This is a genomic window from Clostridium neonatale (assembly GCF_900465025.1).
GTDB classification, from domain to species: Bacteria; Bacillota; Clostridia; order Clostridiales; family Clostridiaceae; genus Clostridium; species Clostridium neonatale.
The window spans coordinates 882584-901155 of sequence record NZ_UICR01000001.1 but is presented as its reverse complement, the minus strand read 5'-3'; the positions used below and the strand labels follow the sequence as shown (position 1 = coordinate 901155).

The window sequence follows — 18572 nt, the reverse complement described above, 5'->3', positions numbered from 1 at the left end:
ATTGTTGATATATTCAGATTATGATAAAATAATCATGATATTTTTGAAAATCACACATTTTGCATAATTTTACTATAGAGGAGAGGTTCTTTAATGAAAATATTAAAATCAACCCCAAAACAAGACGGTTTTTACATGCCTGCTGAATTTGAAATTCATGAAGGATGTATAATGATTTGGCCAGAACGTACTGATTCTTGGCAATATGGAGCAGTTGCCGCTAGAAAAGCTTTTACAGAAGTCGCTACCGCTATTTCAAAATCTGAAAACGTAACTGTCTGTGCTAGTGAAATCCAATATGATACTGCAAGAGAAATGCTTCCTGACCATATACGTGTTGTAGAAATGTCTAGTAATGACTCATGGGCTAGAGATTATGCACCTACTTTCGTAAAAAACCATAATGGTGATATTCGCGGTGTTGATTGGTACTTCAATGCATGGGGAGGTTTAGTTGATGGTCTATATTTTCCATGGGATAAAGACAATAAAATGGCAAGAAAATTATGTGATTTATATAATGTAGACACATACAATGCAAGACATTTTGTATGCGAAGGTGGATCTATTCATGTAGATGGACAAGGTACTGCTTTAGTTACCGAAGCTTGTCTTCTAAGTCAAGGACGTAATCCTAAAATGACAAAAGATGAAATAGAAGAAACTCTTAAAAATTATTTAGGTGTAGAAAAAGTAATTTGGTTAAAGTATGGAATATATAATGATGAAACAAATGAACACGTAGATAATATTTGTGCTTTTACAGCACCTGGAGAAGTTGTTCTTGCATGGACAGATAATAAAAACGATCCTCAATATAAAATGTCAAAAAGTTGTTTAGATATACTTGAAAATGAAATTGATGCTAAAGGACGTAAAATAATTGTTCATAAGCTTCCACTACCTTCTCCTGTATACATAAGTAAAGAAGAATGTGAAGGTCTTGAAAATATGGATGGTGAGCCAACGAGGGTTGATGGTGAACGTTTGGCTGCCTCATATGTTAATTTCTATATTGCAAATGATGCAATAGTAATGCCTGGATTTAATGATCCTATGGATATGGTTGCAAAAGAAAAGCTTCAAAAATTATTTCCTACAAGAGAAGTAATTCAAATTTACGCAAGAGATATATTAATCGGTGGTGGAAATATACACTGTATAACTCAACAGATTCCAAAGGGAGGTAAATAATATGACTAGAAAAATTAAGGTTGCTGCTATTCAAATGTCTTGTGGTACTGATAGAAATGGTAATTTAGATAAAGCCGAAAAATTTGTTCGTGATGCCGCAAAACAAGGTGCTCAAATAATCCTTCTTCCTGAGTTATTTGAAACACAATATTTTTGTCAGGAAAAAAACTACAATTATTATAATCTAGCTACATCAGTTGATGAAAATCCTGCAATTCAAAGATTATCAAAAGTTGCAAAAGAGTTAAAAATAGTTCTACCAATCAGCTTTTATGAAAGTGCTGGAAATACAACTTTTAATTCAATTGCAGTTATTGATGCAGATGGAACAAATTTAGGTATATATAGAAAGACTCATATTCCAGATGATCACTTTTATCAAGAAAAATTCTATTTTACTCCAGGAGATACTGGCTTTAAAGTATTTAAAACTGCTTATGCAAATATTGGAGTTGGAATCTGTTGGGATCAATGGTTCCCTGAAGCTGCAAGATGTATGGCTCTTTTAGGTGCAGAGATATTATTTTATCCTACTGCAATTGGCTCAGAACCAATATTAGACTGTGATAGTATGCCTCATTGGAGGCGCTGTATGCAAGGGCACGCTGCTTCAAATATTATGCCAGTTATAGCAGCTAATAGAATTGGCTTAGAAAAAGTGACTCCAAGTGAAGATAACTCTAATCAAGAATCTTCTTTAAATTTCTATGGTTCATCATTTATTACTAATGAAACTGGTGAAATCATAGAAAGTTCCGACCGCACAACTGAAACAGTGTTAATTTCTGAATTTGATTTAGATCATATTCGAAACATGAGATTGAGCTGGGGTGTATTTAGAGATAGACGACCTGAATGCTATTTTCCTATTACTAGACCAATTACAAATAACACCACTTTACAATAAAATATAAGAATATAGGAATATGTATTCCTATATTCTTATATTCTTAAAACATCTTCTTAATTAACATACTTTATAGTTTTCAATAAAGTTAATACAATCTAAAGCTTTATTCGTTATATGTTGTATTTATTTAAATCATTCTTAAAGTTCTCAGTTATATCTTTGAAATCAGATATATTATCCATTAATTTTTTAATTTCATTAGTATAAGTTGTTACATTAGCACTTACTTCTTCTGATGATGCTGAGTTTTCTTCTGCAATTGCTGCTAAGGATTCTATACTCTCATAAACACTATTTATAGAATCAGCTTCAGTATTTAGTTTATTTATAGTTTCTATCATAGAAGTTGCTACTATTTGTATTGATTTATTTGCTTCAAAACTTATATTTCTTACATTTTCTAAGTTAGTAGTTTCATTTTCCAATACGCCATATTGGTCATCTATATTATCTACTAATGATTTTATCTCATGTACAAACTGCTTTAGGTTAGAGTTTATCTCTTCAACAGCGTCTTTAGATTGTTCAGCTAACTTTCTTATTGAATCAGCAACAACAGCAAAACCTTTGCCTTGTTCTCCAGCTCTTGCTGCTTCTATAGAAGCATTTAATGCTAAAAGATTTGTCTGTTCTGCTATTCCTGATACTATTGATACAATGTTATTTATATCATTTGCTTTTTCTTCAAGATTACCACCTTTAACCCTAACTTCATTAAACTTTTGTAATGAATTAGTAATATTATTACTTGCATTATTTACATTTTCATAACTATTATTTATTTTTCCAATAGCATCTTCAAGTTGTGATTTGTTGTCATTTTCCTTTTTAACTATCTGTCTTAAATCTTGAATATTTTCATGTAATGACTGTACTGCATTATCTGTATTTTGAGCTTGAGTAACAGCACCTTCTGCAACTTGTTCAACTACACCACTTATTTCATTTGATGTGTGATTCATAGAATCTGATATTACATTTATTTTATTTATAAATGTATTCATCTCATCTGTAACGCCTTTAAAACCTACAAAATCAGTTTGTATATTATTCCTATGTTTTTTTATATACATATATATATCTTCAAAGAAATCATTAGTTTTAATTGTTCCATCAACACTATATTGATTATTTATTAATCTTTCAATTTCTTCTTTCAATGCATTTATAGGTCTAATCATTAATGAAACCCCAATAATACTTGAAATTCCACCTATAGCGCTTGCGATTATTCCATTTTTTAAGCCTATGATAGGTAACATGATTAAAAATGATATTATAAAATTAAATATTCCAACTTTAACTCCAAAACTTTTTATAAATCCAAACGAAAATAATCTATTAAAAATATAATTTCTATTGTAATATATATCTTTATCAAAAGTTAACTTTAAAGTAAGTTCGTTACTAGCTTTAGATAATTCTTCTGTCTTAATCTTTTCATTAAAATAAATACATGCCCCTTCAAGCATTCCGATAAAATAATCAAACATTCCTCTATCAGATCTATAAGTAAAAATAGCTTCTCTTGCTGAAATTGGCTCAATTTCAACTATTGGTGGTTTTGATCCTGCAAATCTCTTTGTCATTACAACATGTATATCAAATAATGACTTTAGAAATGAATATAAATTATCGTGTATAAAAAAAGCAGGATAGTCCTGACTGAAAGATACTATATTATCATGTCCAATTTTCTTCCAAAGCTCTCCAACTTTCATATTTTCTTTTTCTGCTAGATACTGTATTATTTTTTTGATTTCTTGATCATCAACATTTTCAAGTGGAGAAAATATTCTTTTACTTCCCCAGCCCACGTATTCCATTGCTTCATCAACTATTGAATCATCAAATAATTTCCTGTTGGTTTTCATCCATGTTGCTACAACAGTTCCCTTCATTTTGATACCTCCTATTATAATAATTTTATATTTTTTACTTATTTTAAGTTTATATCTTTACATTGGTATTGTCACTAAAATTCTTCGTTATATTATATACAATATAACATGATATTTTAATATGAATATAATGAAAAAGATGACTTATCCTCAGCAGAAAAGTCATCTTTTAAGCTCAATTAATTAATTTTTAATATCTATATATCTTTTCTAGATTTAATTATTGTTAAAAATTAAACTATCAATGGTAAAAATTATATTGATATTGTTATTTTATATTAATAATATCAATCTTTATTTTAATATTTCATCTGCTAATTTTCTCATATTTTCAAAATCTTTTTCTTTGGCTACAGATTTTATAGTAACAACTGAGTCACAAATTGTTAAATCTCTCATTTTTTCTAATATGCCTTCCATGGTCTTTGCTGCCATTGGTGCCCATGAACCATTTTCAATTATACCAACAGTTCTCTTCTGGTAATTTTTGCTCTTTAAGTGTAATAAAAATTCTTCCATACATGGGAATACGCCACCATCATAAGTAGCTCCAGCTAAAATTAATTTATCATAAATAAAAGCATTTGTTACTGCTTCTGACATATCTTGTCTTGATAAATCAAATAAAACTACCTTCTTAGCTCCTTTTTCCTCTAGTATTGAAGCCATTTTTTTAGCAGCATTCGCAGTGTTTCCATGAATTGATGCATAAGCTACTAATACGCCATCTTCCTCTGGTTCATATTTACTCCAAGTATTATATTTATCTATATAGTAAGAAAGATTTTCTTTTAAAATAGGGCCATGTAATGGACAAATAGTCTTTATATCTAATGTAGCCGCTTTTTTTAATAACACCTGAACAGGAGAACCATATTTCCCTACTATATTTAAATAGTATCTTCTAGCCTCATCAATCCATTCATCTTCTACATCAAGTGCGCCAAATTTACCAAATCCATCTGCTGAAAATAGTATCTTTTCTGTTTTTTCATATTCAACCATAACTTCTGGCCAGTGAACCATAGGCGCCATAAAAAATTGTAATGTATGATCTCCTAAATTTAGTTCATCTCCTTCTGCAACCAAAAGTGTTTTTCCTGTAATATCCACGTCAAAAAATTGAGGAAGCATATCGAATGTTTTTTTATTTCCAACTAACTTCATATCAGGATATCTTTCTATAAGATTTTGAATGTTTGCTGAGTGATCTGGCTCTAAGTGCGAAATTACAAGATAGTCTACAGTTCGTCCATCAAGTGTCTTTTCAAGATTTGCAATCCACTCATCTGTTGCTCTAGAATCGACTGTATCCATAATTGCAACTTTTTTATCAAGGATTACATACGAATTGTAAGAAACACCATTAGGTATTTTATATTGGCTTTCAAATAAATCAAGTGTCTTATCATTTACCCCTATATACTTAATGGAATCTGAAATATTAATATCTGTCATACTTTATAGTACCTCCCTTTAGTAAATCATTACTTAAAATAATATTAATTAATAAATAATATATAATATTATTTATTATATTTTCCTTTAATAATTCTATAATCTAAAATAATTCCCTTGTAATTTTTTATCATTATAAATATATAAAATATCTTTTTTGTTATTAATTATATAATACTACAATATAATGAAAATTACTAGATTAAATATTAATCAATATTAATTCTTTATATTAACTAATATTGCAAAAAAAGCGCAAATTATGTATATAACTTTTTATATTAAGAAATTATATTTTACTTTCATAAAATAAAAACTCAAAGTTCAACTAAGTCTTTGAGCTTTTATTTTATATTCTACATTATTAATTTTTTATAATTTATTTAACCCATGCTCCGTTACTTCCAACATAGTATCCATCAACATAAGTGTTTGCTGCCATTGAACCATCAGCATTTAAGTAATACCATGTTCCATTGTCATTTAACCAGCCTGTTTTCATTGCCCCACTCGATTGTAAGAAATACCACTTTCCTCCTACTTTCTGCCATCCTTTTGTCATAGCACCACTAGTACTCATAAAGTACCATGTTCCTCCAACATTTTGCCATCCTGTTGTCATGGCACCATTAGCATTCATTAAATACCATTTTCCTTCTATTTGTTGCCATCCTTTTAATGCTTGTCCGTTAACATCTCCAAGATACCATGTTCCATCTACTTGTTGCCACCCTGTTGCTGGCACACCTTCTGCATTTACAAGTTTTATGCTTCCATCTGCATTTTGCTGCATTGCTGCTGTACTACCTTGAGATACGGTAACATTTGAATATGTATTATTGTTATTACTTGATGTTGAGCTATTAGAAGAATTACTTGATGATGATCCCCCTGATGAACTACTACTTCCACCACTTGACGATTTTTTACTTATCTTTCCTGTAATAGTTTCCACAGAATTTTCACTATTAGATACTACTAATTTTATGTATTTATATGCATCATCATTCTGTAATTTATATGCTGAATTCGTACTAACTAATGTTTCAGAAACTGAACCTACTCTATCTACTCTATACCATTTATATGCTAAATCTGAATTCACCTCATTCCCATTAATATCTTTAACATTTGCACTTAAAGTATTTCCAACTTTTTCATTCCCTTTAATTTCCACAGATGATAATTCAACTGCTGAAGGTGTTGTTACTGTTCCTCCATCTGGTGGATTTGGTATTCCTGGATTATTTGGTACAATTAAAGAAATTTTTGTTGTATACTCAAGCGAGCCAATCTTATATTCTTTACCATCCTTATTAAATGAAAAATCCTTTGTTCTAACTGTAAGTGTAACAAAATCATCATTATCATTATCATGTTCTATAAGCCATCCACATTCATAAAGATTTTGACCATCTTTTAATGGTACATCTGTATCTATGTCTAACCCCTGTCCACTAATTTTAACATTTAATATTGTATGTTTGGATAATTCATCTCGTATACTTAATACTTGAAAATCTAGAGATGTATTACTTGGTATTTCTACCTCTATAGGTGCATTCAAGCTTACATCTGCAGTTTTTGTTATTCCTACCGCAGATGGTGTTGTTTCTATTATAGAAACATCAGATGCTAATTTTGTTCCTTGCTTTAAGATTTCCACCTTGTCATTTGTTTGATTACGTTCTACCGCAAATGCATTAACATCCAATAAATTTGTAGCCATTGCTCCTGATTGGAAAATAGTAGCTGCCGCTAAAGCAATTGCTGTTGTTTTAGTGTATTTTTTTCTAGCCATTCTTATTTTCTCCTCTCTAAACAATATATTTCGACATATATTTTACCATTTTACATATATAATTTAAATATTTTTTGTTAAAGAACTAGACTTTTCTTCATTATATATGTTTCAATAATAAAATTTCATTTAAGATGTTCACAAGCTAAGTAAATACCGCATAGAAAATATAGAAAAGTAATTTCAACATATATAAATTAAAATATTGTATTTTACTCTATCCATTCCCATACATCTGTGCCAGTGCCTAATTCCAAATGGCATTTAATAATTCCTAAATCTAATTTGGTATAAAGTGCAGTTAATGCCTTTGATCTTACCTTATTACCTTCTAAATTAATCAAAAACTTTTGCTTGTTCATTGACGTTGGCAATAGCATTGCTACTTACACGCTTTTTTCAAAACAAATCTGATATTTTCAATTAGCTTTATAACTCCTAAGCTCTATCTTTAAATTCTTTTTTATTATAGTGAATTCTTCTAAAATAAGTAGAAAATTTAAAAGTCAATCTTTTTATTATATAAACCTCTTGCTTAAATAACAATCTATGAATTAAATTTATTATTGAAAATATTAATTAAAAATTTTAGACTAGTTGTAAAATGAAATTGAACTAATAAAAAAATCCATAGTGATTATCTGTGTTATGATTTAATCGCCAAACAAAATCACACGGGGGATAATCACTATGAATCATCAAAATCATAACACAGAATCACGTAAAAATAAACATTTGAATTTCAAAGAACGTATGACTATTGAACTACGTCTTAAAGATGGATTTTCAGCATATAAGATAGCTAAAGAGCTTAACCGTCCAATTAATACTATTTTAAATGAGATACGTCGTGGCACAACTACACAGATAAAACAAGGAAACTACGTTGAAATGTATCTTGCAGATACTGGCGAATCTATTTATCAAAATAATCGCCAAAATTCCTGCCGTACATTTAAACGGCTAGAATGCAATGACTTCATTTACTATGCTGTTGATAAGATGAAGAATCACTCATGGTCGCCAGATGCATGTGTAGGTAACGCCCTTGCTAAAGGCAAGTTTCAACGCTCTCAAATAGTTTGCACTAAAACTTTATACAATTATATTGATCTTGGTCTGTTATCTGTTATTAATGCAGACTTACCAATGAAACTACGCAGAAATACCAAGCCAGCAAAAGTAAAGAAGCATAAGAAAAAACTAGGTACAAGTATTTCTGAACGTCCAAGTAATATCGATAATCGTGAAGAATTTGGACATTGGGAAATAGATACTGTTATTGGTGAAAAATCCAATAATGACTGTGTTCTTTTAACTATTCTTGAGCGCAAAACTAGGAATGCATTCATTCAAAAAATTGAATCTAAGACTGCTGAAGCAGTTACGGAAGCTCTTAATAATATCCGTAGCATATATGGTGAAAAGTTTAGTAAGGTTTTTAAAACTATAACAGGTGATAATGGCTCTGAGTTTGCTGATTTATCTAAATTAGAGATAGGCACAGATACAAAGGTATATTTTACTCATCCATATTCTTCATTTGAAAAAGGTACTAATGAACGTCATAATGGTTTAATACATCGATTTATCCCAAAGGGAAAACGCATATCAGATTATAGTTTAGAAGCCATTGCATTTATAGAAGATTGGATGAATACTCTTCCTAGGAAAATACTTAATTATAAAACTCCAGAAGAGTTATTTGAAATACACCTAGATCAAATATATGCAATTTAAGTAAATTCAAACATTTAAGTCATAAATGCAAATTAGTTCAATTTGTTATTGCAATTTATAATTAAAAATTTTATAATAAAAAAATAATAAATTTTGAAAAGCGTTCTATGAGTAAAGTAAAAACAATTTTAATAAAAAAGATGTAATTAGTCCTAGAGGTGTTGTTATACTCCAAAAGGAAAATTATTAAAATTAGATTTAGCTACTATAGATAGATTGAAAACACATAGGGTTTATTACGAAATTCTAAGGTCAGAAAATAACTTACCACAACTTGAACAAACTAAAAATACTTTTTCTAATGAAATTTCAATAAAAGAATATATGTTATCTGATAATGATATCTCACTTAATGTTCTAAAACATAATAATTCAACAAAATATGGTATTATTTTAGATATAATGAATGAATTTATTTTTGATGGTAAAAATGAGCAATAGTATTTATACTTCAAAACATTATTTAATGGTTATAATTGGTACTATTCACATTCTATAAATGTTGCTAGTATTGTTGCAGCGATTGGATTAGCCTTAGAATATACAACAGAATAGCTACATTCTTTGATATTAGGTTCTCTACTTCATGATATTGGTGTTATTCTTCTTCCTAAGAATATACTTCTAAAAGATAAAAATTTATTTACATCTGAAGAAAAAGCTATATTTGAAAAACACAATTCACTTGGATATGACATGGTAAAAGATTTATCTATACCAGAAGTATGTAAAAGAATTATATTAGACCATCATAAATTATTAAATGGAAATGGATATCCTAGTTCAGAAGATGATGAATTAAGCATAGAAAGTAAAATAGTAATAGTTTCTGACTATTTTGATTCTGAAGCAACAAGTGAAAAATCCCTAGAAGATATAATAATTTATCTTGTTAATAATCCAGATAAATTTCCTATTGAAATCGTATCAATTTAAAAAAATGAATTTAACCTTTAATATTTTTATTAGATACATTGCAATAGCAAATAAACTAATTTATATTTATGATTTATTCTATAAATATTTTCCGTATTCTGATTTTCTTCTTAGAAATAATAGATAACAAGAATGTACGAATATCTGTGAAAGTAAAAAATCCTTTAATTTCCCCTAAAATCTTTCCTTAAATTCTTTTTTTATTATAAGAAAATCTTCTAAATCATTTAAAAATTGAAAAAGCAATGCTCTATTTTCAAATTCTTCTCTATTTTTAGGTAATTCCATTCTTCTATATTCTTCCTTTAATAAAGTTAAATTCCTGATAAGCTCAATACAATCATTATCTGCATGTATATTAACAGCTACTTTGCGTGTAAACTCTGATAATATGCTAGTTTGCTCATATGTCATATAAAATCTAGAAAAATGTTTTTTCATTTTTTTTAATGTATCTAATTGTGCTATTCTCATCTCTATATAACATAAGTAATAATCCTGATTTCTAAAAAAGTAATTATTACTTATTCTTTGTGCCATAACCTTAGTTTCATAAATTAGTTTTTCAACAGCCCCAAATATTTTTTCTTCATTTCTCGATACAGCTTGAGTAATCAAGCTCGTGGATAAGTTTAACAATATTAATTTATACTGTTCCTCAATCTCATGCTTATTTTTTTCAAAATCCTCTTCCAAAGAAACATTATACAAATTAAACATCATTGCAACACTTATTCCTACTATTGTTAAGCCCACTTCATTTATGATCCACTGAATATTTATATTAGTACTTGTTAAAAGATGAGTAGATAAAACCGCACCTACAACCATCCCATCTTCGATTTTAAATCGTATTGTAATAGGAATAAATATTAATAAAAATAACCCAAATATGATTGGATTGTTTCCTAATAAAACATACAAAAGAAAAGATAAAAGTATAGCTATGATTGATGCTAAAAATCTTTTTACACTTACTATAACTGCTTCTTTTTTTGTATCTTGAATACTTAAAATTGAAATTATACCCGATGTCACTCCAAACTGGAATCCAATATAGCTTGATATTAATACTGATATAGTTGCCGACAATGCTATTTTAAAAGTTTTTGATTGTAAATATTTTATCATTAATATATCTCCTGATTCTTCTTGTTAATCTTATAATATATTAAGTTTAACATTATATTCTATAGTAAAGCTAAAAAAGCACTAAACATTTTTGTTTAGTGCTTTTTTAGAATAGCCTATGAGTGATTGTTAAAATAAACATCTAATGCATTGTTATAAAAGACCATTTTCATTTCCTCTTCATCAAATATATTGTATCGGATACACAAAAGATTTAATAATATCACTCTTATATTTAATTTAAATTAAAACAAGTTGTTCATTAAATAAATTATTTCGCAACATTGCCATATGAAGCTGCCCAGTTCATAATGCTAACTCCATTTTTATCTTTTGGATTATTATTTAATGTATAAATCCAAGACCAGTGATCATTATATTGAACTAATGAATTAATTCCATCTTGATTATAATCTTCTGCAAATTCCAACTTATTTGATTTTTCCCCTGTTTCACTTTGAACCTCTACTGTTTCATATAAAGATAATTTATATTTTCCATCCTTTGTTTCAGATGTAGTAAAGTCAGAATTTAGATCTTGTTTATATTCAGTTTTTGTTAATTCTTGTCCTTCAGTTAAAATATTAAATAAACGAACGGAACAATCTTCTGTTTTAACAGAGCTGTCTGTTTCACCTTGCACTAACCAAATAGCTGTATCAGAATTCTTCAATGATGATAATTCAGCATCAGTTGGAGTTTCTCCACCACGCTCAGTAGCAACATCTAATGCTGGACAACTTATCATTGCAGCTTTAAATAAATCTGGATAAGCAATTAACATTCTTGTTGTCATATATCCACCTGCTGAACATCCTGAAATATATACTTTTTCTGGATCGATATTTTTGGCTTTAATAACTTCATTTATTTCATTATATGCTTTTTTCAATAATTCATCCTTTTGAGCATTGTACCAAGTATCTGGTGCTTGGAATGCCATAACATGTGCTCCACCAAAAATTGCTTGTGTTTCATCTGTAGCCCAAGCAACTGTACCACGGTTACCTAACATTTGAGCAACATTATTGCCAGAAGATAGATAATCACCTTCACCATTTCCATGGAACCAAACTATTAATGAATCACTAGCTCCTGCATCATAGTATTGATAATTAATTCCGTTTTCAACTTTAACTGACTGAAATTTAGCTGTTTCAGCATTTATAACACTATTATTAGTAGTATAATTAGCTGTATATGATTCATCAATTACTACACCATTCTCATCAGTTAATATAATTGGCTTATTTTGTTTAATTGTATAAGTTAAATCTGCAGGGTAGTTTCTTGCTGAACTTAAGTAAGCTAATGTAGCTCCTTCTGATTCATCAAAATAAATAGTTACATATTGGCCATCAGTTTCTACTTTTACAATCTTACGATCAATATCATAATCACCATAACTAGTAACTGTAGTGCCTTTACGAATTCTATCTGTAGAAGCTTTAGCATGTACTGTAAATGTATCTTTATCTACTCCAGTAACCTTTCTTGCATCACCAAAATTAATTACAACCTTCGAAACACTCTCACCAGCATCAGTAACTTCTGAGTATACTTTACCAACATACGTAACATTAGTTGCTGCAAGTGTTGGCGTGTAATAACTTGTTACACACACAGCCAAAGTCAAGGCCATTGTTAATAATTTTTTAATTTTTTTCATATGTTCATTCCTCCAACTTTAATATTATTTTATGTACTCTTTTATCTTCAGCTAATACTATGGTAAAAGAGTCTACTATATTTCCAGTAATAACTGAAAATTTATTAGGCTAATTATATCTTATTATCTAAACTTACTTCTCCACTTACATGAAGAACTAAGATTAGTAGTACTCCCTATAAAATCGTTTAAAAAAATAATTTAACTGTAGATTTATTTCATTCCAGATATTATGAGTAATATCTAAACTACTCATAATATCTACAATCAATAATTTTCATAAACTAAATTATATTACCACTGTTAGTAGGTCTTCTTTGAAATCTATTTCTTTTTTATCACTTTCTATAACATCTAAATAATTGTCTGAATTTGTTATTATTACTGGTGTAATTAAAGAATATCCTTCTTTTTCAATTGCATTAATATCAAACTCTAATAAAACTTGTCCTTTTTTAATTACATCACCTTGTTTAGCTTTCAATGTGAAGTGTTTTCCTTCTAGTTTTACAGTATCCATACCAACATGTATTAATATTTCTGCTCCATTATTAGTTGTAATTCCCATAGCGTGTCCTGTTGGGAAGAATGTTGTAAGCACTCCATCTGCTGGTGCTACAACCTTACCCTCTGTTGGCATTATTGCTATACCTTTACCTAATGCACCACAAGCAAACGCTTCATCTTCAACATTTTTTAGTTCTGTTAATTTTCCTTTTAATGGGCTTGAAATAACTTCTTGTTTAACTAATGTATTTTCACTATTTTGTGAATTACCTTTATTAGAACTATCATCTTTCATATCACTTGGATCTAATTTTACAAATAGCATTGCTAAGAATCCTAAAACTAATCCTACTACTGATGCTATTAATATTCCATAGAATTCCATATTGAATCCATCTGGTCCCATAAATGTTGGTATAACAAAAACCCCCATACCACCTATTGAATATGCTTTTGAACCACAAAGTCCTAAGATTCCACCTGTTACAGCACCTATTATACAACTAACTACAAATGGTTTCTTTCTTGGTAATGTAATACCATAAATTGCTGGTTCAGTAACACCAAAAAATCCTGAAATAATTGATGGTATGCATAATGATTTTAACTTTTTATTCTTTGCTTTTAATGCTATTGCAATAACAACACCTGTTTGAGCAAAACATACTGCAAAAGAAGTCGCAACTACTGTATCATATCCAATAACAGATACGTTATTAATTGCTATTGGAACTAAGCCCCAATGTAAACCAAACATAACAAATATTTGCCAAAAACCACCTATAAATAAACCTGCTACAACTGGACTTAAGTTATAAATTGCCATTGTAATACTTCCAAGTCCATTACTTGCATAAGATGCTATAGGTCCTATTACTAAGAATGTTAATGGAACTACTATCAATAATGTAAATAAAGGAACTATGAAAGTTTTAATAACGTCTGGAATAATTTTCTTACATAACTTTTCAACATAAGATGCAAAATAAATTGAAAGTATTATTGGAATAACAGTTGAAGTATATCCACTTGATGGCATTACAACTGGAATACCAAAGAAATCAATTGTCTGACCTGCAAAGCCTACTATTGTAGGATAAACAAGAGTTGCACCTATTGCCATAGCTGTAAATTGATTTACATTGAACTTTTTAGATGCTGTAAATCCTAAGAATATTGGGAAGAAATAAAATAAGCAATCTCCAATTGACTGTAATATTGTGTAAGTTCCACTTTGATCGCTTAAGAAACCTAAAGCAACAAACATTGATAAAAGACCTTTAATCATACCAGTTGCACATAACACGCCAAGTGTTGGCTGGAAAACTCCTGATACAACATCTATGAATTTATCAAATACATTCATTTTTTCTGAAGAATCATCTCCAGCTCCTTCACTAAATCCTCCAACTGCAACTACATCTGCATAAACATCTGGGACATGATTTCCTATAACTACTTGATACTGTCCACCACTTTGAACAACTGTAACTACACCATCCATATTTTTCAATACATCTGTATTAGCCTTTTTTTCATCTTTTAACTTAAAACGCAATCTAGTTACACAGTGAGTTAAGGAGTTAACGTTTTCCTTGCCTCCAACATTTTTAATTATTTCTTTTGCAAGATTTTCATATTTCATAAGCAATCGCTCCTTTTCAATTAATCATAATCTTAGGCATTATCAAAAACATAACAAGTCATCTGCCTATCTATTTTCCATCATACTTCTTCAGTAAATTGCCATAATAGACCCAGCTATGATGGCAATCTACTTCATTGTCTGATGAAAAATATTCTCGGCATATTTGGACTTGTTATTTTCTTTCATATGCCTTATATACAAAAAGGCAAGACCTAAAATTTAACAATACTCAAATTACTTTTGTATTCTTAAGCTTCTGGTCTTGCCTGATTTAACAGTAACAATCCTAAATATTTAATTATTTCTATTTACCTATTTACAACACGCTTAATATGAAGTGTCAAATAAAGCTGTTCTTCATGACTTAACTCTATATTTAAATATTTTTCTATCTTAAGCATGCACTTATAAGCATCTTTATATTTTTCCTTTACTTGTGGTAAAAGAAAGTCTTCATTTTCATCTCTATACATCTCTTTATTATTAACTCTTTTAAAGAAGAATCTTAAATGAGTAATAAATCTTTCATAACTTAAAGATTTTTCATCTAATTCAATATCATAGGTATATTTTACAATATTCAGTATATCTTGAATCTTTTTAGTCATATCATAAGCAGTGTCAATTTTATTATTTTTTTCATTAAGCTGAGCTGTTATTAAGTGAAGTGCAATATTTCCAGCTTCTTCTTCATTAATCTTTTTACCAGTCTCACTTTCAATAAACTCCAAAGCTTTTAATCCAATATTGTATTCCTTAGGATAAAACTTTTTTATTTCCCAAATTAATATATTGGGTCTTTCTATTCCTTCATCAAATAACTTTAATGTATAGCTTATATGATCAGTTAATGTTACATAGATATAATCGTTAAGTTCACAGTTTAACATGTTCTTTGCATATTCTACAATGTCATAGCATAATGATATTTGTTCTGTAGGAATGTCTTCTAAAAGCATTTTAAACTTTTCCAAAGTATCCTTTTCTTTTAAAATAAAAGTTTTTTCTATTAGTGATTCATCTATTTCATCGCCAACTTTTTTTTTAAATGCAAGTCCACATCCAATAATAACAGCATCCCTTCCATTGTCTTCTTTAGCCATAACTGCATTATTGTTAAAAATCTTATCTATCTTCAATACACATCACCTCACATTCCATTCTATACTTGACTATATATTTTAAAATAAAAAACCTTAATTAATCAAAAGAAATAAATAGTATATTTCTTCTCATTAATTAAGGTATAGCCTGATCGAATCAGTAACAATCCCGACTTAATGTAATCGTTTATCTTGGTTTTATTATAATTTTTTTACAATGGCTTGTCAATACTTTTTTTATAAATTTATATGATTTTATACAAAAATCTTTTTTACTTTTGAATCAAATTCTAAATTTTAATGCTTTACTTTAGGCACATAAAAGAAAGAGCTGCGACATAAAGAATACAAAATATAATATATTATATTCAATGCTTAAATCTAAAAATAAAATATTGTGGTAATTGTCTTAATGCCACAGTCTCTTCTTTTTAACTAAACTTAATTGTCTCAAATAGTAAATATACTTAATAGTTAACTAAGAATATCTACTAGAATTTAATATGAAGCAAGTTATAGTTCTTCCCCATTAGTTTTTATTACATTTTTGTACCATTCAAATGATTTTTTCTTCTTTCTGTCTAATGTACCTTCTCCAGCATTATCTTTATCTACATAAATAAAACCATATCTCTTTTCCATTTCACCAGTACTTGCACTTACAAGGTCAATACATCCCCAAGGAGTATATCCAATTAAGTCTACCCCATCTTTAACAGCTTCCTTCATTTGAATTATATGATCTTTTAAATATTCAATACGATAATCATCATTAATTGAACCATCTTCTTCAACTTTATCAAAAGCCCCAAGACCATTTTCAACTACCATAAGAGGAATATTGTATCTTCCATATAATTCATTTAAAGTATATCTTAAGCCTTTAGGATCAATCTGCCATCCCCAGTCACTTGCTTCAAGATATGGATTTTTAATTCCACCAAGTAAATTTCCTGAAGTTTTGTCTTCATCTCCTGATGCTGATTCACAATTACTCATATAATAACTGAATGTATAATAATCTACTGTTCCTTCTTTTAAAATCTTCTTATCCTCTTCAGTTATATCTAAAACAATATTGTTTTCTTCAAAATATCTCTTAGCAAAGAAAGGGTATTCACCTCTGACTTGTACATCTCCACAAAGATCATTTGCTAATTGATTTTTTTTCTGTGCAAGTAATATATCATCTGGATTACATGTATAAGGATATGTTGTCATATGAGCAATCATACAACCTATTTTAAAGTCTTTATTAATACTATGACCAAGCTTTACTGCTTTTGCACTTGCTACAAATTGATGGTGAAGTGCTTGAAAACGGATTTGCTTATTATCATTTTGATGTAAAAAGTCTTCTGTGCCTTCATTTAAAATTCCAAGCCCAAGATATCCTCCCATTGGCATTGTGCCACAGTTAATTTCATTAAATGTAAGCCAGTATTTAACTTTGTCCTTATATCTGTTAAATATTACACTACAATAGTTAACAAAAAAATCTATTAGATTTCTTGAAGCCCAGCCATTATATTTTTTAGTTAAATTAAAAGGCATTTCATAATGTGAAATAGTGACTAATGGCTCTATATTATATTTTTTTAATTCATCAAAAACATCATCATAAAACTTTAATCCTGCTTCATTAGGTTCTTTATCATCACCATTAGGGAATATACGTGTCCATGCTATAGACATCCTAAATACCTTAAATCCCATTTCTGCAAATAGCTTAATATCTTCTTTATATCTGTGATAAAAATCAATAGCGTCATGGCTTGGATAATTTAATCCATCAATAGTTTCCTTAGTAATTTTACGTGGAATTGTGTGAGTTCCTGCTGTCAGCATATCACTTGTACTTGCACCTTTACCATCTACATTCCATCCACCTTCAAATTGGTTAGCAGCTGTAGCACCGCCCCATAAAAAATCTTTACTTAATATCATATAATGCTCCTCCTTATTAAATGATTTAATTAGATTTAATTTATAAATTAAAATTGTTTGTTTAAAAATAAAAGACCCATTTGTAGAGATATAAGAAATTGCACATAATGTAATGCTTATAAACTCATACAAATAGGTCTAGCTTGTCTTTTTAACAATAACCATCCACTTGTTATACTTATAATATAAAATATTCTAAATATTTTGTCAACGGTTTCATTTATTTATATTTTATAATTTTATCTTCTTTGCAAAAAAACTAAATATTTATTATAAGCATTTTTATAGTCTGTGTACTCTTCCAGTTCAATCAATCTTGTTAATTGCTTAGCAATTGCTGAATTAAAAATTTCATTTAAAGACTTCATTTTATTCTCCTCCAATTTTTATAAGTTTCTATCATAGTAAATTATCTTTGTTCTTTCATGACGCTCAAAGATTTACTTTATGATAAAGTTTACTCCCTGAAGTTAACTTTAGGTCAAGAGTAATTATAAAAATATTAGGTATCTTAATAAAAATTTATATATTTCTATTCAATTTAAAAATTTAAATTGCCAAATAAATATGAAAAATATTCAACGTATGCATTCAGATTATCTCTACAGGAAAAACTCAAGTTAAATT

Annotated in this window: 15 protein-coding genes; 5 read left to right on the top strand and 10 right to left on the bottom strand. The window is 28.7% G+C overall.

The window, feature by feature from the left end; genetic code table 11:
* Positions 1-93 precede the first annotated feature (93 nt).
* A complete protein-coding gene (gene aguA, locus CNEONATNEC86_RS04175; RefSeq protein WP_058293990.1) occupies positions 94-1194 on the top strand; it encodes an agmatine deiminase in 1101 nt (366 codons plus the stop codon).
* 1 nt (position 1195) lies between these two features.
* Positions 1196-2101 carry an N-carbamoylputrescine amidase gene (gene aguB, locus CNEONATNEC86_RS04170; RefSeq protein ID WP_058293989.1) on the top strand — a complete coding sequence of 302 codons (906 nt, stop codon included), beginning with the start codon at positions 1196-1198 and terminating at the stop codon, positions 2099-2101.
* Between the two features lie 113 nt (positions 2102-2214).
* Here the strand turns inward: aguB and CNEONATNEC86_RS04165 are convergent, their stop codons facing one another.
* The 4 genes from CNEONATNEC86_RS04165 to CNEONATNEC86_RS04150 all read right to left on the bottom strand — a co-directional run bounded on the left by CNEONATNEC86_RS04165 (position 2215) and on the right by CNEONATNEC86_RS04150 (position 7638).
* Entirely contained in the window at positions 2215-4005 is a 1791-nt protein-coding gene (locus CNEONATNEC86_RS04165; RefSeq protein ID WP_058293988.1) for a heme NO-binding domain-containing protein, read from the bottom strand.
* A 294-nt stretch (positions 4006-4299) separates the two neighbouring features.
* Positions 4300-5463, bottom strand: a complete 1164-nt coding sequence (locus CNEONATNEC86_RS04160) for an FprA family A-type flavoprotein (RefSeq protein WP_058293987.1) — start codon at positions 5461-5463, stop codon at positions 4300-4302.
* A gap of 379 nt (positions 5464-5842) precedes the next feature.
* Positions 5843-7264 (bottom strand): N-acetylmuramoyl-L-alanine amidase family protein, encoded by a 1422-nt coding sequence (locus CNEONATNEC86_RS04155; RefSeq protein WP_058293986.1) that lies wholly within the window; start codon positions 7262-7264, stop codon positions 5843-5845.
* Positions 7265-7476: 212 nt separating this feature from the next.
* Positions 7477-7638, bottom strand: coding sequence for a nitroreductase family protein (locus tag CNEONATNEC86_RS04150; protein ID WP_159135573.1), 162 nt, complete (start codon positions 7636-7638; stop codon positions 7477-7479).
* 316 nt (positions 7639-7954) lie between these two features.
* Here CNEONATNEC86_RS04150 and CNEONATNEC86_RS04145 point away from each other — a divergent pair, with 316 nt between their 5' ends.
* From CNEONATNEC86_RS04145 to CNEONATNEC86_RS04135, 3 genes are all read left to right on the top strand, one after another.
* Entirely contained in the window at positions 7955-9004 is a 1050-nt protein-coding gene (locus CNEONATNEC86_RS04145) for an IS30 family transposase (RefSeq protein ID WP_058293985.1), read from the top strand.
* Between the two features lie 216 nt (positions 9005-9220).
* Positions 9221-9445 carry a hypothetical protein gene (locus CNEONATNEC86_RS04140; protein ID WP_058293984.1) on the top strand — a complete coding sequence of 75 codons (225 nt, stop codon included), beginning with the start codon at positions 9221-9223 and terminating at the stop codon, positions 9443-9445.
* Positions 9446-9568: 123 nt separating this feature from the next.
* Positions 9569-9940, top strand: a complete 372-nt coding sequence (locus CNEONATNEC86_RS04135; protein ID WP_058293983.1) for an HD-GYP domain-containing protein — start codon at positions 9569-9571, stop codon at positions 9938-9940.
* Positions 9941-10114: 174 nt separating this feature from the next.
* Here the strand turns inward: CNEONATNEC86_RS04135 and CNEONATNEC86_RS04130 are convergent, their stop codons facing one another.
* From CNEONATNEC86_RS04130 to CNEONATNEC86_RS21735, 6 genes are all read right to left on the bottom strand, one after another.
* Positions 10115-11071 carry an aromatic acid exporter family protein gene (locus CNEONATNEC86_RS04130; protein ID WP_058293982.1) on the bottom strand — a complete coding sequence of 319 codons (957 nt, stop codon included), beginning with the start codon at positions 11069-11071 and terminating at the stop codon, positions 10115-10117.
* 271 nt (positions 11072-11342) lie between these two features.
* Positions 11343-12740, bottom strand: a complete 1398-nt coding sequence (locus CNEONATNEC86_RS04125; RefSeq protein ID WP_083498714.1) for a prolyl oligopeptidase family serine peptidase — start codon at positions 12738-12740, stop codon at positions 11343-11345.
* A gap of 289 nt (positions 12741-13029) precedes the next feature.
* Positions 13030-14892 carry a beta-glucoside-specific PTS transporter subunit IIABC gene (locus tag CNEONATNEC86_RS04120; protein ID WP_159115681.1) on the bottom strand — a complete coding sequence of 621 codons (1863 nt, stop codon included), beginning with the start codon at positions 14890-14892 and terminating at the stop codon, positions 13030-13032.
* A gap of 311 nt (positions 14893-15203) precedes the next feature.
* Positions 15204-16034, bottom strand: coding sequence for a BglG family transcription antiterminator LicT (licT, locus tag CNEONATNEC86_RS04115; RefSeq protein WP_058293980.1), 831 nt, complete (start codon positions 16032-16034; stop codon positions 15204-15206).
* A gap of 477 nt (positions 16035-16511) precedes the next feature.
* Positions 16512-17945 (bottom strand): glycoside hydrolase family 1 protein, encoded by a 1434-nt coding sequence (locus CNEONATNEC86_RS04110; RefSeq protein ID WP_159135572.1) that lies wholly within the window; start codon positions 17943-17945, stop codon positions 16512-16514.
* A 239-nt stretch (positions 17946-18184) separates the two neighbouring features.
* Positions 18185-18313: a hypothetical protein gene (locus CNEONATNEC86_RS21735; protein ID WP_268259050.1), complete on the bottom strand. Its 129-nt coding sequence runs from the start codon at positions 18311-18313 to the stop codon at positions 18185-18187.
* Between the last annotated feature and the right edge of the window lie 259 nt (positions 18314-18572).

Coding starts and splice junctions, on each gene's coding strand:
- aguA (WP_058293990.1), top strand. CDS start 94: ATGAAAATATTAAAATCAACCCCAAAACAAGACGGTTTTTACATGCCT.
- aguB (WP_058293989.1), top strand. CDS start 1,196: ATGACTAGAAAAATTAAGGTTGCTGCTATTCAAATGTCTTGTGGTACT.
- CNEONATNEC86_RS04165 (WP_058293988.1), bottom strand. CDS start 4,005: ATGAAGGGAACTGTTGTAGCAACATGGATGAAAACCAACAGGAAATTA.
- CNEONATNEC86_RS04160 (WP_058293987.1), bottom strand. CDS start 5,463: ATGACAGATATTAATATTTCAGATTCCATTAAGTATATAGGGGTAAAT.
- CNEONATNEC86_RS04155 (WP_058293986.1), bottom strand. CDS start 7,264: ATGGCTAGAAAAAAATACACTAAAACAACAGCAATTGCTTTAGCGGCA.
- CNEONATNEC86_RS04145 (WP_058293985.1), top strand. CDS start 7,955: ATGAATCATCAAAATCATAACACAGAATCACGTAAAAATAAACATTTG.
- CNEONATNEC86_RS04130 (WP_058293982.1), bottom strand. CDS start 11,071: ATGATAAAATATTTACAATCAAAAACTTTTAAAATAGCATTGTCGGCA.
- CNEONATNEC86_RS04125 (WP_083498714.1), bottom strand. CDS start 12,740: ATGAAAAAAATTAAAAAATTATTAACAATGGCCTTGACTTTGGCTGTG.
- CNEONATNEC86_RS04120 (WP_159115681.1), bottom strand. CDS start 14,892: ATGAAATATGAAAATCTTGCAAAAGAAATAATTAAAAATGTTGGAGGC.
- CNEONATNEC86_RS04110 (WP_159135572.1), bottom strand. CDS start 17,945: ATGATATTAAGTAAAGATTTTTTATGGGGCGGTGCTACAGCTGCTAAC.
- CNEONATNEC86_RS21735 (WP_268259050.1), bottom strand. CDS start 18,313: ATGAAGTCTTTAAATGAAATTTTTAATTCAGCAATTGCTAAGCAATTA.